This window comes from Streptomyces sp. NPDC026589, assembly GCF_040638385.1.
In the GTDB taxonomy this organism is placed as follows: Bacteria; Actinomycetota; Actinomycetes; order Streptomycetales; family Streptomycetaceae; genus Streptomyces.
Genome location: NZ_JBEZYG010000006.1, coordinates 306,219 through 329,068 on the forward strand (window position 1 = coordinate 306,219; position 22,850 = coordinate 329,068).

Annotated in this window: 16 protein-coding genes; 14 read left to right on the plus strand and 2 right to left on the minus strand. The window is 71.4% G+C overall.

Features of this window, described 5'->3' with window-relative positions; genetic code table 11:
• The first annotated feature begins 64 nt into the window (after positions 1-64).
• The 6 genes from AB0F29_RS13385 to AB0F29_RS13410 all read left to right on the plus strand — a co-directional run bounded on the left by AB0F29_RS13385 (position 65) and on the right by AB0F29_RS13410 (position 6,929).
• Positions 65-1,216 carry an ABC transporter ATP-binding protein gene (locus tag AB0F29_RS13385; protein ID WP_361871018.1) on the plus strand — a complete coding sequence of 384 codons (1,152 nt, stop codon included), beginning with the start codon at positions 65-67 and terminating at the stop codon, positions 1,214-1,216.
• Positions 1,213-2,154: an ABC transporter permease gene (locus AB0F29_RS13390; RefSeq protein ID WP_361871020.1), complete on the plus strand. Its 942-nt coding sequence runs from the start codon at positions 1,213-1,215 to the stop codon at positions 2,152-2,154. Before AB0F29_RS13385 ends, AB0F29_RS13390 begins: the two co-directional genes overlap by 4 nt.
• Positions 2,154-2,957, plus strand: coding sequence for an ABC transporter permease (locus AB0F29_RS13395; protein ID WP_274033834.1), 804 nt, complete (start codon positions 2,154-2,156; stop codon positions 2,955-2,957). The genes AB0F29_RS13390 and AB0F29_RS13395 overlap by 1 nt, the downstream gene beginning before the upstream one ends.
• A gap of 23 nt (positions 2,958-2,980) precedes the next feature.
• A complete protein-coding gene (locus AB0F29_RS13400; protein WP_361871022.1) occupies positions 2,981-4,396 on the plus strand; it encodes an FAD-dependent oxidoreductase in 1,416 nt (471 codons plus the stop codon).
• 147 nt (positions 4,397-4,543) lie between these two features.
• Positions 4,544-5,017 carry a hypothetical protein gene (locus tag AB0F29_RS13405; RefSeq protein WP_361871025.1) on the plus strand — a complete coding sequence of 158 codons (474 nt, stop codon included), beginning with the start codon at positions 4,544-4,546 and terminating at the stop codon, positions 5,015-5,017.
• A gap of 88 nt (positions 5,018-5,105) precedes the next feature.
• Entirely contained in the window at positions 5,106-6,929 is a 1,824-nt protein-coding gene (locus tag AB0F29_RS13410) for a glycoside hydrolase family 18 protein (RefSeq protein ID WP_361871027.1), read from the plus strand.
• Here AB0F29_RS13410 and AB0F29_RS13415 read toward each other — a convergent pair.
• On the minus strand, positions 6,880-7,734 hold the full coding sequence (locus tag AB0F29_RS13415; protein WP_361871030.1) for a phosphatase PAP2 family protein: 855 nt from the start codon (positions 7,732-7,734) through the stop codon (positions 6,880-6,882). The genes AB0F29_RS13410 and AB0F29_RS13415 overlap by 50 nt on opposite strands.
• A gap of 148 nt (positions 7,735-7,882) precedes the next feature.
• Positions 7,883-9,223, minus strand: coding sequence for a 4-aminobutyrate--2-oxoglutarate transaminase (gene gabT / locus AB0F29_RS13420; RefSeq protein ID WP_361871033.1), 1,341 nt, complete (start codon positions 9,221-9,223; stop codon positions 7,883-7,885).
• Positions 9,224-9,476: 253 nt separating this feature from the next.
• Here gabT and AB0F29_RS13425 point away from each other — a divergent pair, with 253 nt between their 5' ends.
• The 8 genes from AB0F29_RS13425 to ispG all read left to right on the plus strand — a co-directional run bounded on the left by AB0F29_RS13425 (position 9,477) and on the right by ispG (position 22,837).
• On the plus strand, positions 9,477-11,870 hold the full coding sequence (locus AB0F29_RS13425) for an ATP/GTP-binding protein (RefSeq protein ID WP_361871035.1): 2,394 nt from the start codon (positions 9,477-9,479) through the stop codon (positions 11,868-11,870).
• Between the two features lie 226 nt (positions 11,871-12,096).
• Positions 12,097-13,671 carry a PucR family transcriptional regulator gene (locus tag AB0F29_RS13430; RefSeq protein ID WP_361871036.1) on the plus strand — a complete coding sequence of 525 codons (1,575 nt, stop codon included), beginning with the start codon at positions 12,097-12,099 and terminating at the stop codon, positions 13,669-13,671.
• Between the two features lie 216 nt (positions 13,672-13,887).
• Positions 13,888-15,333 carry an aldehyde dehydrogenase family protein gene (locus AB0F29_RS13435; protein ID WP_361871038.1) on the plus strand — a complete coding sequence of 482 codons (1,446 nt, stop codon included), beginning with the start codon at positions 13,888-13,890 and terminating at the stop codon, positions 15,331-15,333.
• Positions 15,334-15,592: 259 nt separating this feature from the next.
• Positions 15,593-17,548, plus strand: a complete 1,956-nt coding sequence (locus AB0F29_RS13440; RefSeq protein ID WP_361871039.1) for an acyl-CoA dehydrogenase family protein — start codon at positions 15,593-15,595, stop codon at positions 17,546-17,548.
• Between the two features lie 88 nt (positions 17,549-17,636).
• A complete protein-coding gene (gene aroA / locus AB0F29_RS13445; RefSeq protein WP_361871041.1) occupies positions 17,637-18,878 on the plus strand; it encodes a 3-phosphoshikimate 1-carboxyvinyltransferase in 1,242 nt (413 codons plus the stop codon).
• 71 nt (positions 18,879-18,949) lie between these two features.
• Complete coding sequence (gene dxr, locus AB0F29_RS13450; RefSeq protein WP_361871043.1) at positions 18,950-20,203, plus strand: 1-deoxy-D-xylulose-5-phosphate reductoisomerase; 1,254 nt, start codon at positions 18,950-18,952, stop codon at positions 20,201-20,203.
• Positions 20,200-21,510 carry a site-2 protease family protein gene (locus tag AB0F29_RS13455; RefSeq protein WP_361871044.1) on the plus strand — a complete coding sequence of 437 codons (1,311 nt, stop codon included), beginning with the start codon at positions 20,200-20,202 and terminating at the stop codon, positions 21,508-21,510. Before dxr ends, AB0F29_RS13455 begins: the two co-directional genes overlap by 4 nt.
• A gap of 169 nt (positions 21,511-21,679) precedes the next feature.
• Positions 21,680-22,837, plus strand: a complete 1,158-nt coding sequence (ispG, locus tag AB0F29_RS13460; protein WP_026291012.1) for a flavodoxin-dependent (E)-4-hydroxy-3-methylbut-2-enyl-diphosphate synthase — start codon at positions 21,680-21,682, stop codon at positions 22,835-22,837.
• Positions 22,838-22,850: the final 13 nt, after the last annotated feature.

The window sequence follows — 22,850 nt, forward strand, 5'->3', positions numbered from 1 at the left end:
CCCTCCGAGGTCACCCGCCACCCCTTTCCCCGAACTCCCCCCGAACACACTGGGACTGCGACCCATGACACAGCAGCAGACCGCGGGCGGCGATGTCCGCCTCGCCGGGATCAGCAAGACCTACGGCTCCTTCACCGCCGTGCAGCCGCTCGACCTGACCGTGCCCCAGGGCTCCTTCTTCGCCCTGCTCGGCGCGTCCGGCTGCGGCAAGACCACCACCCTGCGGATGATCGCGGGCCTGGAGGAGGCCACCACCGGCACGGTCTTCCTCGGGGAGAAGGACATCACCGACCTGCCCCCGTACAAGCGGCCCGTCAACACCGTCTTCCAGAGCTACGCGCTCTTCCCGCACCTGGACATCACCGAGAACGTCGCCTTCGGGCTGCGCCGTCGCGGCATCAAGTCGGTGAAGAAGCAGGTCGACGACATGCTGGAGCTCGTCGAGCTCGGGGACTTCGCCCGCCGTAAACCGCACCAGCTCTCCGGCGGCCAGCAGCAGCGCGTCGCCGTCGCCCGCGCGCTCATCAACCACCCGCAGGTCCTGCTGCTCGACGAACCGCTCGGCGCCCTCGACCTCAAGCTCCGGCGCCAGATGCAACTGGAGCTCAAACGGATCCAGACCGAGGTCGGCATCACCTTCGTGCACGTCACCCACGACCAGGAGGAGGCCATGACCATGGCCGACACCGTCGCGGTGATGAACGGGGGCCGGGTCGAGCAACTCGGCGCGCCCGCCGACCTCTACGAGAACCCGCGCACCACCTTCGTCGCCAACTTCCTCGGCACGTCCAACCTCATCGAGGGCGAGGTCGTCTCCACGGGCGACGATCTGGTGGTGGCCGCGGGCGGCGGCAAGCTCACCCTGCCCCGCGAGCGGTGTTCGGCCCCCACGACGGGCGGCGGCCGGCTCCTCCTCGGGATCCGGCCCGAGAAGATATCCCTGGCCCACGCGGACGAAGCGGACTCCATAGCCGCCGGCCGCAACCGCGTCACCGGCCGCGTCGTCGACTCCAGCTTCATCGGCGTATCCACCCAGTACGTGGTCGAGAGCCCGGCGGGCAAGGCGCTCCAGGTCTACGAGCAGAACGTCGACCGGCGCACGGGACTCCTGCCCGGCGCCGAGGTGATCCTGCACTGGAACCCCGCCCACACCTTCGGACTCGACGCCGACCAGGACATCGACGCCGGCGTGGAGAGCGTGGAGGACGCGGCGTGAGCCTCACCGAGGCGCCGCCCGCGCCCCCCTCCCAGCCCGAGGAGCCCAGGGAGCTCAGGCTCCGCAAGCCCTCCACCCGCAAACGGCTCGTCCCCTACTGGCTGCTGCTCCCCGGCATCCTCTGGCTGGTCGTCTTCTTCGCCCTGCCGCTCGTCTACCAGGCCTCCACCTCCGTACAGACCGGCTCGCTGGAGCAGGGCTTCGAGGTCACCTGGCACTTCCAGACGTACGTGGACGCGCTGCGCGAGTACTACCCGCAGTTCATCCGGTCCCTGCTGTACGCGGGCACCGCCACGATCCTGTGCCTGCTGCTGGGCTACCCGCTCGCCTACCTCATCGCCTTCAAGGCGGGCCGCTGGCGCAACCTGGTGCTCGTCCTGGTCATCGCCCCGTTCTTCACCAGCTTCCTCATCCGTACGCTGGCCTGGAAGACGATCCTCGCCGACGGCGGCGCGGTCGTGGACGTGCTGAACACCCTGCACGTCCTGGACGTCACCAGCTGGCTCGGCTGGACCGAGTCCAACCGGGTCCTCGCCACCCCGATGGCCGTCGTCTGCGGTCTGACGTACAACTTCCTGCCGTTCATGATCCTGCCGCTCTACACCTCGCTGGAGCGGATCGACGGCCGGCTGCACGAGGCGGCGGGCGACCTCTACGCCACCCCCGCCACCACCTTCCGCAAGGTGACGTTCCCGCTCTCCATGCCCGGCGTCGTCTCCGGCACCCTGCTGACGTTCATCCCGGCCAGCGGCGACTACGTCAACGCCGAACTGCTGGGCTCCACGGACACCAAGATGGTCGGCAGCGTCATCCAGAGCCAGTTCCTGCGGGTCCTGGACTATCCGACGGCCGCCGCGCTCTCCTTCATCCTCATGGCGATCGTCCTGCTGGCGGTCACCTTCTACATCCGCCGCTCCGGTACGGAGGACCTGGTCTGATGCCCGTACTGCGCTGGATACGCCGGAACCTGGTCGTCATCGCCGGTCTGCTGACCCTCGCGTACATGATCGTTCCGAACATCGTCGTGATGGTGTTCTCGTTCAACAAGCCCAACGGGCGCTTCAACTACGCCTGGCAGCGGTTCTCGCTGGACGCCTGGAAGGACCCCTGCGGCGTCGCCGACCTGTGCGGCTCGCTCTCCCTCTCGCTCCAGATCGCCTTCTGGGCGACGCTCGGGGCGACCGCGCTCGGCACGATGATCGCGTTCGCGCTGGTCCGCTACCGCTTCCGGGCGCGCGGCGCGATCAACTCGCTGATCTTCCTGCCGATGGCGATGCCCGAGGTCGTCATGGCCGCGTCCCTGCTCACGCTGTTCCTGAACATGGGCGCCCAGCTCGGCTTCTGGACCGTGCTCATCGCCCACATCATGTTCTGCCTCAGCTTCGTCGTGACGGCCGTCAAGGCGCGCGTCATGTCGATGGACCCGAGGCTGGAGGAAGCCGCCCGCGACCTGTACGCGGGCCCCGTGCAGACCTTCGTGCGGGTGACCCTCCCCATCGCGGCCCCGGGAATCGCGGCGGGAGCGCTGCTCGCCTTCGCGCTTTCGTTCGACGATTTCATCATCACGAATTTCAACGCGGGCTCCACCGTCACGTTCCCCATGTTCGTCTGGGGATCGGCGCAGCGCGGCACGCCCGTGCAGATCAACGTCATCGGCACCGCGATGTTCATCATGGCGATATCGGTGGTTCTCGTCGGCCAGGTCATAGCCGCCCGACGGAAGAACAACGCTCGACCCTGAAAGTCCCGAAGGAGTTGGAAACCATGGCCCCAGCTGCCATGCGTACTGCCGCACGATCACTCTCCGGCGCCAAGCCGGTCCCCTACTGGCTGGACGACCCGGCGAAGCCCGATCCGCTGCCCGCCCTCACCGGCGACGAGCACACCGACCTGCTGGTCGTCGGCGGCGGCTACAGCGGTCTGTGGACCGCGCTCATCGCCAAGGAGCGCGACCCGGACCGGGACGTCGTCCTCATCGAGGGGCACGAGGTGGGCTGGGCCGCCTCGGGCCGCAACGGCGGCTTCTGCGCCGCCTCCCTCACCCACGGCCTGGCCAACGGCGTGGAGCGCTGGCCGGACGAGATCGCGGAGCTGGAGGAGCTGGGGGAGCGCAACCTCGATGCCATCGAGGCCGCGGTCGCCCGCTACGGCATCGACTGCGAGTTCGAGCGCACCGGCGAGATCGACGTCGCCACCGAACCCCACCAGCTTCAGGAGCTGCGGGAATGGCACGAGGAGATCGTGGGGCTCGGCATCACGGGCGTGGACCTCCTGGACCGTGAGACCCTCCGCGCGGAGGTCGACTCGCCCACCTTCCTCGGCGGGCTCTGGGACCGGCGCGGCGTCGCGATGCTGCATCCGGCGAAGCTCGCCTGGGGCCTGAAGCGGGCCTGCCTGGAGCTGGGCGTACGGATCCACGAGCACACCCGGGGCCTGGACCTGGTCCGCTCCGGATCGGGAATGGCGGTCCGCACCCCGTACGGACGGGTCTTCGCGCGCCGCGTCGCGCTGGGCACCAACATCTTCCCGTCGCTCGTCAAGCGGATCCGCCCGTACACCGTGCCCGTCTACGACTACGCGCTGATGACCGAACCGCTCACCCCGGAGCAGCTCGACTCCATCGGCTGGAAGGGGCGCCAGGGACTGGGCGACAGCGCCAATCAGTTCCACTACTTCCGGCTTTCCGCGGACAACCGGATCCTGTGGGGCGGATACGACGCGATCTACCCGTACGGAGGCCGGCTCAGCGCCGATCTCGACCAGCGGCCGGAGACGTTCCTGAAACTCGCGGATCAGTTCTTCACCTGCTTTCCGCAGCTTTCCGGGCTGAATTTCTCGCACGCCTGGGGCGGTGCGATCGACACCTGTTCCCGCTTTACGGCATTCTTCGGAACGGCCCATCAGGGCCGGGTCGCGTACGCCGCCGGATACACCGGTCTCGGTGTCGGTTCGACCCGTTTCGGGGCCGACGTGATGCTCGATCTGCTCTCCGGCGAGGAGACGGCACGGACCCGACTGGAGATGGTCCGTTCCAAGCCGATGCCGTTCCCACCGGAGCCCTTCGCCTGGGCCGGGATCGAGATCACCAAGCGGTCCCTGGCCCGCGCCGACAGCAACGGCGGGCACCGGAATCTCTGGCTGAGGGCCATGGACGGGCTGGGTCTCGGCTTCGACAGCTGAGCCGCTTCCGCCCCAGGTCAGATGCTGTGACCCAGCTCACTACTGATCAGTAGCACCAACCCGCGTCATAGTCGGCACCGAACCCTCTCTCGCATGTGTACGCACCGGCGGGACCCCGCCGGTGCTCACGTCAACGGGAGGCTGGTCATGACAGGCTCGGAAACGAAAGCCGCGGTCGCGTGGCTCACATCGGTGGCACCGGACCCGGCCGCCTGCCGGTGGGAGTGGGAGCGCAATCCGCAGGGGATCGCGCTCCTTCCGGCCGGCAGGCGCTGGGACGTTCTGATCCTCCCGGGCGAACTGGGCTACCCGACGCTCGACGTCCTCACCCGCCTGATCGACCGTCCGGGCCCCGTTCTCGCCGACTTCGGCGAGTCGCGCATGGGCTTCTTCGTCCCGCCGGGCACCGCCTCCCGCTGGATCGGCACGGGGATCAGGGGCTGCGGCCAGGGCACCTGGATCGTCGTCCCTTACCCGGGGCGGGTCACCGGGGGAGTGCGCTGGCTGGTCCCGCCGGACGGTTCGGGAGCCCTCACGGACGCCGGACTCCTCGAACTCGCGATGCACGAGGCGGCGGGCGCGGCCGCCCGGGACGCCCGCGGGGAGCGTCCGGAGGGTTGAGAGGGCCGCCAGAGGTCTTGACAACCTGATTGGTCTGGACCATGTTGTGCGCACGCCAACCCGAAATCCCCCCTGCGCGGAGGCTGTTGTGGAACGCACCGGACCAACTGTCAGATTCTCCAGACTTCTGGCCGTCTGCTCGGCCGGCCTGCTCGCCGCCGGAGCCCTGGTCGCCTCGGCCCCCGCGGCAGGCGCCGCCGATGTGGACCTGGCACGCAACGGCGGCTTCGAGGCGGGCCTGGACGGCTGGAACTGCGCGGCCTCCAGCGGCGCCGCCGTCTCCACGCCCACCCGCAGCGGCGCCTCCGCGCTCAAGGCGACCCCGGCCGGCAACGACCACGCCAAGTGCTCACAGAGCATCACGGTCAAGCCCAACTCCTCGTACACGCTGAGCGCCTGGGTACAGGGCAGCCACGTCTACCTCGGCGCGACCGGCACCGGCACCACCGACGTCTCCACCTGGACCCAGTCCCCCGGTGCGTGGAAGCAGCTCACCACCACCTTCAAGACGGGCCCCTCCACCACCTCCGTGAGCGTCTACACCCACGGCTGGTACGGCACCCCGGCCTACTACGCCGACGACCTCACCCTCGTCGGCCCCGGCGGCGAGCCCGTCGTGATCCCGGCCGTCCCCGCCGGCCTGAAGACCACGGCGATCACCTCCTCCTCGGTCGCGCTCTCCTGGAACGCCGTCTCCGGCGCGAGCGGCTACCACGTCTACCGCGGCGGTACGAAGGTCGCCACGGCCACCGGCCCCTCCGCCACCGTGACGGGCCTGACCGCCTCCACCGCGTACAGCTTCCAGGTCACCGCCGCCAACGCGGCCGGCGAGTCCGCGAAGTCGGCCGCCATCACCGCGACCACCACGGCGGGCGGAGGGGGAGGCGACACCAAGCTCCCGCCCCGCGCCCTCGTCGGCTACCTGCACTCCAGCTTCGCCAACGGCTCCGGCTACACCCGGCTGGCGGACGTGCCCGCCTCCTGGGACGTCATCAACCTCGCCTTCGGTGAGCCCACCTCCGTCACCTCCGGCGACATCCGTTTCGCACTCTGCCCGGTCGCCGAGTGCCCGAACGTCGAGTCCGAGGCGGAGTTCAAGGCCGCGATCAAGGCCAAGCAGGCCGCGGGCAAGAAGGTGCTGATCTCGATCGGCGGCCAGAACGGACAGGTGCAGCTCGGCTCCACCGCGGCCCGTGACGCCTTCGTCACCTCCGTCTCGAAGATCATCGACACCTACGGCCTGGACGGCCTGGACATCGACTTCGAGGGCCACTCCCTCTCCCTCAACACCGGCGACACCGACTTCCGCAGCCCCACCACACCGGTGATCGTCAACCTGATCTCCGCGGTGAAGTCCCTCAAGGCGAAGTACGGCCCGGACTTCGTCCTCACCATGGCGCCCGAGACCTTCTTCGTGCAGCTCGGCTACCAGTTCTACGGCTCCGGCCCCTGGGGCGGTCAGGACCCGCGCGCCGGCTCCTACCTGCCGGTCATCCACGCACTGCGCGACGACCTGACCCTGCTGCACGTCCAGGACTACAACTCGGGTCCGATCATGGGCCTGGACAACCAGTACCACTCGATGGGCGGCGCGGACTTCCACATCGCGATGACCGACATGCTGCTCGCGGGCTTCCCGGTGGCGGGCGACACCAGCAAGGTCTTCCCCGGCCTGCGCCCCGACCAGGTCGCCATCGGCCTCCCGGCCTCCACCCAGGCGGCCAACGGCCACACCTCACCGGCCGAGGTCAACAAGGCGCTCAACTGCCTGACCAAGAAGACCGACTGCGGCTCCTACCAGACCCGCGGGACCTGGTCCGACCTGCGCGGCCTGATGACCTGGTCGATCAACTGGGACCGCTTCAACAACTGGGAGTTCTCGAAGAACTTCGACGCCTACTTCGGCAACTGACCCACCACAGGGGCGCGAGCACGACAGGCCCCAGGCACCAACTGGCCAGCACGTCCAGCGGCCAGTGGTAGCCGTGCAACACCAGACCGATGCCCGTCGCCGTGGTCAACAGGATCGCGGCGACGGGCATCATCCACGCCCGGGGCCAGGAAGCCTCCCGGAGCCACGACGGGCGGGGGAGGGCCAGCAGTACCAGGGCCGACGCGCCGTACGCCACGGCGGCCGTCGCCGTATGACCGGACGGGTAGTAGTTGACCGCCTCGGTCAGCGGCCCCTGCCGGGCCGTCGCCACCTTCAGCGGGATCACCAGCGCGGGCACCGCCGCCATGGTGAGGGCCGCGTACACGGCGAGCCGCCGGGCGCCGCGCCACAGCGCGTAGCCGACCGCGCAGGTCAGCACCGGAAGCGCCACCGGCATTCCGCCGAGATCGGAGAGCACCTGGGTCAGCGCGGCCGGGCCGTGACCGAACAGCTCCCCGCCCACGCGCTCGTCGAGCCGCAGCAGCGGACCCTGGAGGGCGACCTGCCAGGTGATCAGCGAGAAGAGGACCGCGAGCAGACCGAGGCCGAGGAGGCGGAGAACGAGAGGGGCCGGCCACCCGGGAACAGGGGGGGTTGTTCCGGGATGGCCGGCGAGATCGGTTCGCCGCGCGCCCCGGGGGGTGTGGGGCGGGCGGCCGTCCGATCGGTGAGGAGTCCCGGAGCCGAAGGCTCCGGTGTGCGCGAACGCACGCCCGGGACGGCGCGGGGGAAGCCCCGGCCCGGCGTCGGTCGCGGTTTCCCGCGACCGAGGTGTTTCTCTCATCTGCAGAAACCGTACGGCAGTGGAGGGGCGGCCGACAGTCGGCACGGCCTCCCGCCATCGCCCCCGCACACGTTCTTCACAGACCCTGACCCGGATGGCGGACGGAAGCGGTGAAAGGCCGCCCCCGCCCGGTCCCGGGTTCGAAGGATCAGAGCGTGCCGAACGCCTGCTCGATCACGTCGAGGCCCTCGTTCAGCAGGTCCTCGCCGATCACCAGCGGCGGCAGGAAGCGCAGGACGTTGCCGTACGTACCGCAGGTCAGCACCAGGACGCCCTCGGCGTGGCAGGCCTTCGCGAGCGCGCCGGCCGCCTCCGGGTCCGGGTCCTTCGAGCCGGACCTCACCAGCTCGATCGCGATCATCGCGCCGCGACCGCGGATGTCGCCGATGATGTCGCCGTTCGGCAGCTTGGCCCGCATCTCGGCGAGGCGGCCCTTCATGACCTCCTCGATCCGCTTGGCCTTCCCGTTCAGGTCCAGCTCGCGCATCGTCTCGATGGCGCCGAGCGCACCGGCGCAGGCCACCGGGTTACCGCCGTACGTACCGCCCAGGCCACCCGCGTGCGCGGCGTCCATGATCTCGGCGCGGCCCGTCACGGCGGACAGCGGCAGACCGCCGGCGATGCCCTTGGCGGTGGTGATCAGGTCCGGGACGATGCCCTCGTCCTCGCAGGCGAACCACTGGCCGGTGCGGCAGAAGCCGGACTGGATCTCGTCCGCGACGAACACGATGCCGTGGTCCTTCGCGAACCGCGCGATCGCCGGGAGGAAGCCCTTGGCCGGCTCGATGAAGCCACCCTCGCCGAGCACCGGCTCGATGATGATCGCGGCGACGTTGTCCGCGCCGATCTGCTTGGTGATCTCGTCGATGGCCTGCGCGGACGCCTCGGCGCCGGCGTTCTCGGGCCCGGTCGGCCAGCGGTAGCCGTAGGCGACCGGGACGCGGTAGACCTCGGGCGCGAACGGGCCGAAGCCCTGCTTGTACGGCATGTTCTTCGCCGTCATGCCCATGGTGAGGTTGGTGCGGCCGTGGTAACCGTGGTCGAAGACGACGACGGCGGTGCGCTTGGTGTGGGCGCGGGCGATCTTCACCGCGTTCTCGACGGCCTCGGCGCCCGAGTTGAACAACGCGGACTTCTTCGCGTGGTCGCCCGGCGTCAGCTCGGCGAGCTGCTCGCAGACCTCGACGTACCCCTCGTACGGCGTGACCATGAAACAGGTGTGGGTGAACTCCGCGAGCTGCGCGGAGGCCCGCCGCACCACGGCCTCGGCGGAGGCGCCCACGGAGGTCACGGCGATCCCGGACCCGAAGTCGATCAGCCGGTTGCCGTCCACGTCCTCGATGATCCCCCCGCCCGCACGGGCGGTGAACACCGGCAGGGTGGAGCCCACACCTGCGGCGACGGCGGCGAGGCGGCGAGCCTGCAGCTCCACCGACTTCGGGCCGGGGATGGCAGTGACGACGCGGCGCTCCTGCGGAATTGCGGTCATGAGGGGCTCCTGGGGGTGTTTCGGACGCTCTTCTCCTCGCAGGCTAGGGGCGGGGGAGGGGCGCGGGCATGCTCCGATCGGGAGTGGTGGGAGCGTGTCCTTGTCCTCGGCGGACAGATGGCGGACAGGCGGCGGGCGGGTGGCGGGAAGAGGCGGTCCGGGAACCGGGAACGACCATGAGGTTCTGATCCCGGGTACTAGATTGAGCGACTGCACCGAGATACCGCCTTGGCACGTCAGGGGAGCAGTGGCAATGGGCACCGAGGGCACGTACGACTCGCAGCGTGAGCAGGGCGGGCAGGGTGCGGACGATCCCGGCGCGCGGTGGCTCGGCGGCTCCTACGGGAGCGGGTCCGGCGCCGCCGGGGTGCCTCGTCCCACGCCGCCCCCGCCTCCCCTGCCCCCGCTTCCGCCCCGGTCGCCTGCCGCGGTCCTCGATGTGCGGCAGTGGCTCCGGGCGCATCGCGCGGACGCCGAGCCCGGCCTCTGGCGGTACGGGTACCGGCCGAGGCCGGCGGGAGACGCGGCCGAGGTGCCCACCCGCGCTCTGGTCGTGGGCGCGCTCATCTCGATCGCCTGTGGGATCTTCGCGTGGGCCATCTGGCGCACCGACTACATCGCCGTGCAGCGGCTCCCCCTGAAACTGTTCACCCCCTCCGACTGGTGGCGCGGCGAACCAGGGCAGTCCGCGCGGACGGCCGGCGCCGTCTACAACAGTCTCTTCGCCGCCCTCCTGATCTATTTCTGCGGACGGCTCGGCAACTGGCCGGCGCTGTACCGGAGGCTGGTCATGGACCGGCCCCAACCCGCCAGGGCGCTCGCTGCCGCGCTCGCGGGTCTCCTGGTGGTCTGGATCGTCCTGGGTACGAGCCTGCTTCCGTTCTTCTACGCCGTCCTTCACGCGCTGGTGCCGGTGTCCGTGTTCCGCGGCGATCCGGAGACGGCTGCCGTCATGGGGGTGGCCGTCTACGTCCTGATCGGGGCGGCTCTGCTGTGGCCGTTCGCCCGGACCGGCGGATGGCTGGAGTTCTTCCGGAAGCCCCCCGCCGGGGCCCCTCCGGAAGCCGAGCCCGAGCCGGGGGAGGATCCCGCGGTGTGGCCGCGGCTGAGGGCTGCGGGGCAGCCCGGGGCCGCCGACCGGCTTGCCGCCGAGGTCGCCGCCCGGCGCATGAACGATGTCGACTGCGCCAGGATCGGCCACGCGTGGTCGCGGGTGGAGGCCGGGGCTCTTCCGCCCGGCGTCTTCGTCGAGGGAGTGGTGAAGCGCGGGGCGGCGGCCTGTCTGCATCCCTCGGGCGACCGCGATCTCCCGGTCCGCGCCGCCACCCACGATCTGCTGACCGCGCAGGTGCGGATGGGCGCCTACGCGGAACATCCGCGTAATCCCTCCGCCCGGAGGGGGGCGGGAGCGGCTCTCGACCCTTCGGTCCTCGGTACCTCGCTTCTGGCAGTCGGCCCCCACGGCTTCGACCGGACGCGACGCCTGGTGAGGCCGGTGGTGGAGTCGCTCTCCCTCCAGGCACTGGCCGGGCGGGCGGCCGTGGTCGTCGTCTCCGCCGAAGGCGTCGAGCTGGGGCCCGAGGCTTCCTACGACGTCGTGGTGAAGATCGGCGACGCCGACTCGGTGTACGACCTCGACCTCTACGGCGGGATCACCGACCCGGACGAGGCCGCGATGCTCCTGTCGGAGGCCTTCACCGGCGATCTGCCGGATGTGGACAGCCGTCGGGCCGCCGTCACGCTGGGCCAGCTCATCGGTCCGTTCAACGCCGCCCGCGGCCGCTTCCCGTCGCTGCCGGAACTGCGGGAACTGCTCGACGGCGGCCGTCAGGTGCTGGACCTGCTCCGCGATGACCTCCAGCCGGAGGAACACCGTTCCTATCTGCGGGAGGTCGACGCACGCGAGCGCCAGCTGGGTACGTCCGCGGACCTCAGCGGAGTGCTCGCGGACCGGATCGCCTTTCTCGACAGGCCCGCCTTCAGTACCTTCTTCGACACCCGGGGCCGGTCCAGGCCCTTCTCCCTGCGCGCCCTGGAACATCCGGTGCGCGTCCGGATCGTGCTGCCGGAGCGGAGCCACCCCGAGGCCTCGCGCATTCTCACCCGTCTGGTCTTCGCCCAGTTCGTCTCCAGCGCCGGTGCGCGCCGGGACGCCTCGCTCTTCGCCGCGCTCGTACTGGACGATGCCGCGAGCGCGATGACCACCGACTCCGTCCGGGCGGTGCAGCGTCTGCGGCAGCTGAACGCCGGGGCGGTCCTGGCCGTACGGTCCCTCGACGACGTGGGGCCGCATCTGCACGCGGCGCTGCTCGGCGCGGTCGGCTGCCTGATGACGTTCCCCGGCATCACCACGTGGGAAGGCACGCGCTTCGCCGAAGCCTGGGGCAAGGAATGGGTCGAGACCCGCGAGGTCGCCCAGCACACGGTCTTCGCCGACCAGCCGTTCACCCGTGCCGTGCACGCCCTGCGCAAGCTCGTCACGGGCAAGGCCGTGACCACGGACGCGGTGACCGTACGGCAGGTCGAGCGGGAGCGCTGGTCCGCCTCGGAGCTGGCGTACGCGGTGCCGGCCGGGCACGCCGTCCTCTCGCTCACCACCGTCCAGGGCGAACACGCACCCCCCCTCCTCGTCCACCTTGACGGCTGAGGCACCTGCCGGGAGCAAGTAGCGGAGAACGAGTACCGGGAAGTGGCGCGAAAGACGGCTGGGAGCAGCGGCTGAGAGCGGTTACCGGCACTCTGCCGCCCTGGCAGAATCGGAGACAGCCGTTCATACGCGACGGCGAAATTTGGTGTCACCGATCCGGCCGGCGATCCGGCCGTCCGTACGGTGGCGCCGCGACCTCGTCCCCGACCTTGAGGGTTCCCGGCCCATGCCCCCCACGCTCGCCTCGCTCGTCCAGCACTCGGCGCTCAAGCTCACCGTGCGCGCGGGCGCGGACCGGCTCGGCACCCCCGTGCGCTGGGCCCACGCCAGCGAGCTGGCCGATCCCGTCCCGTACATGGACGGCGGCGAACTCCTCCTCGTGACCGCCACCAATCTCGACGCCGACGACCCCGAGTCCATGCGGCGCTACGTGAGGCGGCTGGCCGGGGCCGGGGTCGCCGGGGTGGGGTTCGCGGTCGGGGTGAACTACGACGACATCCCGGCCGCCCTCGTGGAGGCCGCCGAGGAGGCCGGGCTGCCGCTCCTCGAAGTTCCCCGCCGCACCCCGTTCCTCGCCATCAGCAAGGCCGTCTCCGCGGCCATCGCCGCCGACCAGTACCGCGCGGTCACCGCCGGCTTCGAGGCCCAGCGCGAGCTGACGAAGGCCGCGCTCGCCGGGGACGGGCCCGCCGACCTCCTCGCCCGGCTCGCCGCCCACATCGACGGCTGGGCCGCGCTGTACGACACCTCGGGCGCGGTCCTGGCCGCCGCCCCCGACTGGGCCGCCCGCCGAGCCGCCCGCCTCACCCCCGACGTCGAACGCCTCCGGGACCGCCCCGCCCCCGCCAGCGTCGTCGTCGGGGACAGCGAGGACCGGGTCGAGCTCCAGTCGCTGGGCTCCGGCCGTCGGGCCCGCGGCGCGCTGGCCGTCGGCACGGGAGCGGCGCTCGGGACCGCCGAGCGCTACGCCGTGCACTCCGCCGTCGCCCTGCTCACCCTGACCACCGCCCGCTCCCGCTCCCTCCAGGGCGCCGAACAGCGCCTGGGCGCCGCCGTCCTGCGCATGCTCCTCGCCGGACAGCCCGACCATGCGCGGGCGGTCGCCGGCGACCTCTACGGCGGGCTGCTCGACGCCCCGTTCCGGCTGCTCATCGCCGAGACCGCCGCCCCCGCCGGGGCCGAGCTGCTCACCGAGACGATGGAGGCCGCCGCCGCCCGTTCCGGCGAGGCGCTGCTCCTGGTCCCCGAGGGCGAGCGCGTCGTCGTGCTCGCCGCGGACGGCGGCTCCGCCGTCGCCGCCTGCGCCGCCTACGCCGAGGCCCAGGACGACCGCGCCCCGCGCGAGGGCGGCGCCGAGGACAGCGACGTCGTGGTCGGCCTCTCCGCCCCCTCGGGCCCGATCGCCGTCTCCGCCGCGTACAAACAGGCCGAACAGGCCCTCTCCGTCGCCCGCAGGCGGGGCAGGGCGCTGGTCGAGCACGAGGAGCTGGCCACCGGCTCGGTGCTGCCGCTGCTCGCCGACGACGCGGTACGGGCCTTCGCCGACGGCATGCTCCGCGCGCTGTACGAGCACGACGCCAAGGGTCGAGGCGACCTCGTGGCCTCCCTGCGCGCCTGGCTCTCCCGCCACGGCCAGTGGGACGCCGCCGCCGCCGACCTGGGCGTGCACCGGCACACCCTGCGCTACCGGATGCGCCGCGTGGAGGAGATCCTGGGGCGCTCGTTGGACGACCCGGACGTCCGCATGGAGCTGTGGCTCGCCCTCAAGACGACCGAGGCGGCGACGCCCGCCGAGGAGTAGACCCGGGGCCACTCCTCGGCGGGCGACGCCGGGCCACCGGTAAACCCCTGGCCAAATCGGAGCAGCGGACGCCCAGCCCACTCCACCCCGGACAAACACGATCCCGGCCTCCCCGCCCTACCGTGGGACCACAGAGGGGAGCCTTCCGGGCGCCCACGACTTTCGTCACGACTTCGGTCGCGACCTCCTCACGACCTCCGAAGGGCCGGAACCTCCATGACTTCGCCCCACGCCTTCTGGGTGGCCGGCCGCCAGGCCACCGGTGCCGACAGCTTCGACGTCACCAACCCGTACGACGGACGCCTCGTCGGCACCGTCAGCGTGCCGACCGACGCCCAGGTCGAGGAGGCCGTCGCCGCCGCCCACGCGGCGCGCGACGAGTTCGCCGCCACCCCGGCGCACGTCCGGGCCGCGGCCCTCGACCACGTCGTACGGCGGCTGACGGAGCGCACCGAGGAGATCGCCCAGCTGATCTCGGCGGAGAACGGCAAGCCGATCAAGTGGGCCCGCGGCGAGGTCGGCCGGGCCGTGTCCGTGTTCCGGTTCGCCGCCGAGGAGGCCCGCCGCTTCAACGGCGGCGAGGCCCAGCGGCTCGACACCGACCTCGGCGGCACCGGCCGCCTCGGGCTGACCCGGCGCTTCCCGCGCGGGGCCGTCCTCGGCATCGCGCCCTTCAACTTCCCGCTGAACCTCAGCGCCCACAAGGTCGCCCCGGCCATCGCCGTCGGCGCCCCGATCATCCTCAAGCCGGCCCCGGCCACCCCGATCTCGGCCCTCGTCCTCGGCGAGCTGCTCGCCGAAACCGACCTCCCGGCCGGCTCCTGGTCCGTCCTCACGGTCCCCAACGACAAGATGCCCGCCCTCGTCCAGGACGAGCGGCTGCCGGTCATCTCCTTCACCGGCTCCGGCCCGGTCGGCTACGCGATCATGGAGTCGGCGCCCCGCAAGCACTGCACCCTGGAGCTCGGCGGCAACGGCGCGGCCGTCGTCCTCGGCGACTACGCGTCCGAGGCCGACCTCGACTGGGCCGCCACCCGGATCGCCACGTTCTCCAACTACCAGGGCGGCCAGTCCTGCATCTCCGTGCAGCGGGTCATCGCCGACGCCGCCGTCTACGACCGGCTCGTCCCCAAGATCGTCGCCGCCGTCGAGGCCCTGGTCACCGGTGACCCGGCCGACGCCGCCACCGACGTCGGCCCCCTCGTCAGCGAGGACGCGGCCAAGCGCGTCGAGTCCTGGGTCGACGAGGCCGTCCAGGGCGGCGCCGAGCTGCTCACCGGCGGCAAGCGCGACGGGGCCACCTACGCCCCGACCGTCGTCGCCGGCCTCCCCGACGGTGTGAAGCTCTCCTGCGAAGAGGTCTTCGGCCCGGTCATGTCCCTCCAGAAGGTGGACGGCGAGGCCGAGGCGTTCGCCGCCGTCAACTCCTCCGCGTACGGCCTCCAGGCCGGCGTCTTCACCCACGACCTCCAGACCGCCTTCCGCGCCCACCGCGCCCTGGAGGTCGGCGGCGTGATCATCGGCGACGTCCCCTCGTACCGCGCCGACCAGATGCCGTACGGCGGCGCCAAGCAGTCCGGCGTCGGCCGCGAGGGCGTCCGCTACGCCATGGACGACTACACCTACGAGCGCGTCCTGGTCCTCACCGGCCTCGCCCTGTAACACCCCGGACGACCCCCGCCCGTGCCCCCGCCTGGACAGCGGGTGCGGGCGGGGGCGCGAAACGGACGGCCCGAACCCACTGTGCGGGGGTTCGGGCCGTCCGCGTATCCGCGTGCGGGCCCTCGTGCGGGTGCCGAACCACGGGTACACGGGTTACATACGGACCAGGAGCAGCCCAGTAGCAGCAGCGACTAGCAGTCCGTGCGTCCAGGTTCAGGGGTCCATCCGTCCGGTGGCGCGCGGCGAGGTGAGGTCCCTCATGTCCGCACCACACAACACCCCTCAGGCCCCCGGGGCGCCCAAGGTGACCGAGCGCGAGGCGCGACGGGTCGCCGAGGCCGCCCGGGAGCAGGACTGGCGCAAGCCCAGCTTCGCCAAGGAGCTGTTCCTGGGGCGCTTCCGCCTGGATCTGATCCATCCGCACCCCCTGCCGCCGCCCGACGACATCCGACGCGGCGAGGAGTTCCTGGCGCGGCTGCGCACGTTCTGCGAGACGCGGGTCGACAGTGCGCGGATCGAGCGGGAGGCGAAGATCCCCGACGAGGTGATCGCCGGGCTCAAGGAGCTCGGCGCGCTCGGGATGAAGATCGAGACCACGTACGGAGGGCTCGGCCTCACCCAGGTGTACTACAACAAGGCGCTCGCCCTGGCCGGCTCGGCCAGCCCCGCGATCGGCGCGCTGCTCTCCGCGCATCAGTCGATCGGCGTACCGCAGCCCCTGAAGATCTTCGGCACCCAGGAGCAGAGGGACGTCTACCTGCCCCGGCTGGCCACCACCGACATCTCCGCCTTCCTGCTGACCGAGCCGGACGTCGGCTCCGACCCGGCCCGCCTCGCCACCTCCGCGGTGCCCGACGGGCCGGACTACGTCCTCGACGGCGTGAAGCTCTGGACCACCAACGGCGTCGTCGCCGACCTCCTCGTCGTCATGGCCCGGGTCCCCGCCTCCGAGGGCCATCCCGGCGGCATCACCGCGTTCGTCGTCGAGGCCGACGCCCCCGGCGTCACCGTCGAGCACCGCAACGCCTTCATGGGCCTGCGCGGCATCGAGAACGGCGTCACCCGCTTCCACCGGGTCCGGGTGTCCGGCGCCTGCCGGATCGGGCCGGAGGGCGCCGGTCTGAAGATCGCCCTGACCACGCTCAACACCGGACGCCTCTCGCTGCCGGCGATGTGCGTGGGCGTCGGCAAATGGTCCCTGAAGATCGCCCGCGAATGGTCCGGCGCCCGGGAACAGTGGGGCAGGCCCGTCGCCAGGCACGAGGCGGTCGGCGCGAAGATCTCGTTCATCGCGGCCACCACCTTCGCCCTGGAGGCCATCGTCGACCTCTCCTCGCAGATGGCCGACGAGGACCGCAACGACATCCGCATCGAGGCCGCCCTCGCCAAGCTGTACGGCTCCGAGATGGGCTGGCTGATCGCCGACGAACTGGTCCAGATCCGCGGCGGCCGGGGTTTCGAGACCGCCGAATCGCTGGCCGCCCGCGGCGAACGCGCCGTGCCCGCCGAGCAGATGCTCCGGGACATGCGGATCAACCGGATCTTTGAGGGCTCCACCGAGATCATGCACCTGCTGATCGCCCGCGAGGCCGTCGACGCCCACCTCAAGGTCGCGGGCGACATCATCGACCCCGACAAGCCGCTCTCCGCCAAGGCGAAGGCGGGCGCGAACGCCGCCGGGTTCTATGCCCGCTGGCTGCCCAAGCTCGTCGCCGGGCCGGGACAACTGCCGCGTACGTACGCCGAGTTCCACCCCGCCGGGCACCGCGACCTCTCCGGTCACCTCCGGTACGTCGAACGGTCCTCGCGCAAGCTGGCCCGGTCCACCTTCTACGCCATGTCCCGCTGGCAGGGGCGGATGGAGACCAAGCAGGGCTTCCTCGGCCGGATCGTCGACATCGGGGCCGAACTCTTCGCGATGAGCGCCGCCTGCGTCCGCGCCGAGCACCTGCGTGGGACCGGGGAGCACGGCCGCGAGGCCTACCAGCTCGCGGACGCGTTCTGCCGGCAGGCCCGCATCCGGGTCGAGGAGCTGTTCACCCGCCTCTGGTCCAACACCGACGACCTCGACCGGCGCGTCGTCGACGGCGTCCTGGCGGGGACGTACACCTGGCTGGAGGAGGGGGTCGTCGACCCCAGCGGCGAGGGCCCCTGGATCGCGGACGCCACCCCGGGCCCCTCCGTCCAGGAGAACCAGCACCGCCCGGTGCGCTGAGCCCAGGCGCCGACCGGGGTGCGTCCACCCCGTCCACGCACCGGACGCACCCCGTACGCCCCGCCCGCTGCCGGGCAGGATGAGGGCCGTGACCGTCATCGACATCCCCGGCTCCAAGTCCGTCACCGCCCGCGCCCTCTTCCTGGCCGCCGCGGCGGACGGCACCACCACCCTGCTGCGACCGCTGCGCTCGGACGACACCGAGGGCTTCGCCGAAGGCCTGCAGAGCCTCGGCTACAGGGTCGACCGGGAGGCCGACCGCTGGCACGTCGAGGGCCGCCCCGCCGGGCCGGGCGTACCCGACGCCGACGTCTTCTGCCGCGACGGCGCGACCACCGCCCGCTTCCTGCCCACCCTCGTCGCGGCAGCCGCCTCCGGCACGTACCGCTTCGACGCCTCCGCCCAGATGCGCCGCCGCCCGCTCGCCCCGCTCACCCGCGCCCTCACCGCCCTCGGCGTCGACCTGCGCCACGAGGCTGCCGAGGGGCACCACCCGCTGACCGTCCGGGCCGCCGGGATCGAGGGCGGCGAGATCGCCCTGGACGCGGGGGAGTCGTCCCAGTACCTCACCGCACTGCTGATGCTCGGACCGCTCACCGCGAAGGGGCTGCGGATCGAGGTCACCGAGCTGGTCTCCGCGCCGTACGTCGAGATCACCCTCGCGATGATGCGCGACTTCGGCGTGGAGGTACTGCGGGAGGGGAACACCTTCATGGTCCCCTCCGGCGGCTACCGGGCCACCGCGTACGCCGTCGAGCCCGACGCCTCCACCGCGAGCTACTTCTTCGCCGCAGCCGCCCTCACCGGCCGCGAGGTCACGGTCCCCGGCCTCGGCACCGGCGCGCTCCAGGGCGACCTGCGCTTCGTCGACGTCCTGCGGGACATGGGCGCCGAGGTGGAGGTGGGCGCCGACGCCACCACCGTCCGCTCCACCGGCCGGCTCCGCGGCCTCACCGTCAACATGCGCGACATCTCCGACACCATGCCGACCCTCGCCGCCATCGCCCCCCACGCGGACGGACCCGTGCGGATCGAGGACGTCGCCAACACCCGGGTCAAGGAGTGCGACCGACTGGAGGCGTGCGCCGAGAACCTGCGCGCCATGGGCATCACCGTCCACACGGGGCCCGACTGGATCGAGATCCACCCCGGGACACCGAAGCCGACCCGGATCGCCACCCGCGGCGACCACCGCATCGTGATGTCCTTCGCCGTCGCCGGACTGCGCACCCCAGGACTGACGTACGACGACCCCGGCTGCGTACGCAAGACGTTCCCGCGCTTCCACGAGGTGTTCCAGGGCTTCGCGGACGGGCTGGCGGCGCGCTGACGGGAGGGGCGGCGCGGCCCACACGGGACGCGCTGTCCCCGCACACAGCCGGAGCGGCAACAATGGGGGGCATGAGCGACAGCCCTGCCCCCCTCGCCGATCCGCATCTCGTCTTCGACGCCGCGGACGGCCGCCGGGATCTCGTGATCCTCGGCTCCACCGGGTCCATCGGCACCCAGGCCATCGACCTGGTCCTGCGCAACCCCGACCGCTTCCGGGTCACGGCGCTCTCGGCCGCCGGCGGCCGGGTCGCCCTGCTGGCCGAGCAGGCCCGCCGGCTGCGGGTCGACACGGTCGCCGTCGCCGTCGAGGACGCGGTCCCCGCCCTGCGCACGGCGCTGCGGGAGAGTTACGGGCCCGGCGAGCCGCTCCCCGAGATCCTGGCCGGACCCGACGCCGCCACCATCCTCGCCGCGAGCGCCTGCCACACCGTGCTCAACGGCATCACCGGCTCCATCGGGCTCGCCCCCACCCTGGCCGCGCTGAAGGCGGGCCGCACGCTCGCCCTCGCCAACAAGGAGTCGCTGATCGTCGGCGGCCCGCTGGTGAAGGCGCTCGCCGCCCCCGGCCAGATCATCCCGGTCGACTCCGAGCACGCCGCGCTCTTCCAGGCGCTGGCCGCCGGCACCCGCGCCGACGTCCGCAAGCTCGTCGTCACCGCCTCCGGCGGACCCTTCCGGGGCCGTACGCGCGAGGAGCTGGCCGACGTCACCCGGGAGCAGGCGCTCGCCCACCCGACCTGGGCGATGGGGCCGGTCATCACGATCAACTCCGCGACCCTGGTCAACAAGGGCCTGGAGGTCATCGAGGCGCACCTCCTCTACGACATTCCGTTCGACCGGATCGAGGTAGTGGTCCACCCGCAGTCCTACGTGCACTCCATGGTCGAGTTCAGCGACGGCTCCACCCTTGCCCAGGCCACTCCGCCGGACATGGGCGGCCCCATCGCCATCGGGCTCGGCTGGCCCCAGCGCGTCCCGGACGCCGCCCCCGCCTTCGACTGGACGAAGGCCTCCAGCTGGGAGTTCTTCCCGCTGGACACCGAGGCCTTCCCGTCGGTCGGCCTCGCCCGGCACGTGGGCGGGCTCGGCGGCACCGCGCCGGCCGTCTTCAACGCCGCGAACGAGGAATGCGTGGACGCTTTCCTCGCCGGACAGCTGCCCTTCAACGGAATCATGGATACGGTCACCGCTGTGGTGTCCGAACACGGCGCCCCCGCCCCGGGAACCTCGCTCAGCGTCGCGGACGTCCTCGAAGCGGAAACGTGGGCCCGCGCACGGGCCCGGGAACTCTCGGCGAAAGCGACAGCGGAGGCGCGCGCATGAGTCTGACCTCGGTCCTGCTGACGGTCCTGGGGATCGCCGTCTTCGTCGTGGGCCTGCTCTTCTCCATCGCCTGGCACGAGCTGGGCCACCTCTCCACGGCCAAGATGTTCGGCATCCGGGTGCCGCAGTACATGGTCGGCTTCGGCCCGACGATCTGGTCGAAGAAGAAGGGCGACACGGAGTACGGCATCAAGGCCATCCCGGCCGGCGGCTACATCCGCATGATCGGGATGTTCCCGCCGGGCCCCGACGGCCGGCTCGAAGCCCGCTCCACCTCGCCCTGGCGCGGCATGATCGAGGACGCCCGCTCCGCCGCCTACGAGGAGCTGGAGCCGGGCGACGAGAAGCGGCTCTTCTACACGCGCAAGCCGTGGAAGCGCGTCATCGTGATGTTCGCCGGCCCCTTCATGAACCTGATCCTCGCGGTCGCCATCTTCATGGGCGTCGCGATGACCTTCGGCTTCCAGACCCAGACCACCGAGGTCGCCGGCGTCCAGCAGTGCGTGATCTCGCAGAGCGACAAGCGCGAGACCTGCAAGGACGGCGACCCGGTCTCGCCGGCCAAGGCCGCCGGCCTCCAGGAGGGCGACCGCATCGTCGCCTTCGACGGGAAGAAGGTCGACGACTGGGCGACGCTCTCGGACCGCATCCGCGGGACCATCGGCCCCGCCACCCTCGTCGTCGAGCGCGACGGCAAGGAAGTGACCCTCGACGCCGTCCTGCGCGAGAACGCCGTCGCGAAGAAGGACGGCAACGGCCAGGTTGTCCCGGACCAGTTCATCAAGGCGGGCTATCTGGGCTTCGCCGCCCGGACCGAGATCGTGCCGCTCTCCTTCGCCGACTCCACCGTCCGCATGGGCGACATGATCGAGAACGGCGTCGACTCGATCATCGCGCTGCCGTCCAAGATCCCGGCCCTCTGGGACGCCGCCTTCAGCGACGGCCAACGGGCCGACGACTCGCCGGTCGGCGTGGTGGGCGCGGCCCGGATCGGCGGCGAGGTGATGAACCTCGACATCCCGGCGCAGAACCAGGTCGCGATGATGCTGTTCCTGCTCGCGGGCTTCAACCTCTCGCTGTTCCTGTTCAACATGCTGCCGCTGCTCCCGCTGGACGGCGGCCACATCGCGGGCGCGCTCTGGGAGTCCCTGCGGCGCAATGTGGCCAAGGTCTTCAGGCGCCCCGACCCCGGCCCGTTCGACGTGGCCCGGCTGATGCCGGTCGCCTACGTGGTCGCCGGACTCTTCATCTGCTTCACACTGCTGGTCCTGGTGGCCGACATCGTGAACCCCGTCAAGATCTCCTGACGGCCGCGGCACCCCAGGTGTCGGCCGGGCACACACCCCGTGTCCGGCCGCTCACCAACGGGTGGACTTGTCGACACGGTGCGTCCGTCCCGCCTCCGGTGCCGTAACCTCGAAGGCCGGAGCCCGCCGATCTCGGGACCTTGATCCACACCTTGGGGATGCACAGCGCATGACTGCGATTTCTCTCGGAATGCCGGCCGTTCCGACCAAGCTCGCCGACCGAAGGGTCAGCCGACAGATCCAGGTCGGCACGGTCGCGGTCGGCGGCGACGCGCCCGTCTCCGTGCAGTCGATGACGACGACACGCACGTCGGACATCGGCGCCACGCTCCAGCAGATCGCCGAGCTGACGGCGTCCGGCTGCCAGATCGTCCGGGTCGCGTGCCCGACGCAGGACGATGCCGACGCGCTCGCCACGATCGCCCGGAAGTCGCAGATCCCGGTGATCGCCGACATCCACTTCCAGCCGAAGTACGTCTTCGCCGCGATCGACGCCGGCTGCGCCGCGGTCCGGGTCAACCCGGGCAACATCAAGCAGTTCGACGACAAGGTCAAGGAGATCGCCAAGGCGGCCGCCGAGACCCGCACCCCGATCCGGATCGGCGTCAACGCCGGCTCCCTGGACGCGCGGCTCCTGAAGAAGTACGGCAAGGCCACCCCCGAGGCCCTCGTCGAGTCGGCCTTGTGGGAGGCGTCCCTCTTCGAGGAGCACGGCTTCGGCGACATCAAGATCTCGGTCAAGCACAACGACCCGGTCGTCATGGTCAACGCCTACCGCCAGCTCGCCGCCCAGAGCGACTACCCGCTGCACCTCGGCGTCACCGAGGCCGGACCGGCGTTCCAGGGCACCATCAAGTCGGCCGTCGCGTTCGGCGCGCTGCTCTCCGAGGGCATCGGCGACACCATCCGCGTCTCCCTCTCGGCCCCGCCGGCCGAGGAGGTCAAGGTCGGCCTCCAGATCCTCGAAGCGCTCAACCTCAAGCAGCGCCGCCTGGAGATCGTCTCCTGCCCGTCCTGCGGCCGTGCCCAGGTCGACGTCTACAAGCTCGCCGACCAGGTCAGCGCCGGCCTGGAGGGCATGGAGGTCCCGCTCCGCGTCGCCGTCATGGGCTGCGTCGTCAACGGCCCCGGCGAGGCCCGCGAGGCCGACCTCGGCGTCGCCTCCGGCAACGGCAAGGGCCAGATCTTCGTGAAGGGCGAGGTCATCAAGACCGTCCCCGAATCGAAGATCGTCGAGACCCTCATCGAAGAGGCCATGAAGATCGCCGAACAGATGGAGAAGGACGGCATCGCGTCCGGCGAACCCCAGGTCTCCATCGGCGCCTGACCCGCGCCCTTCC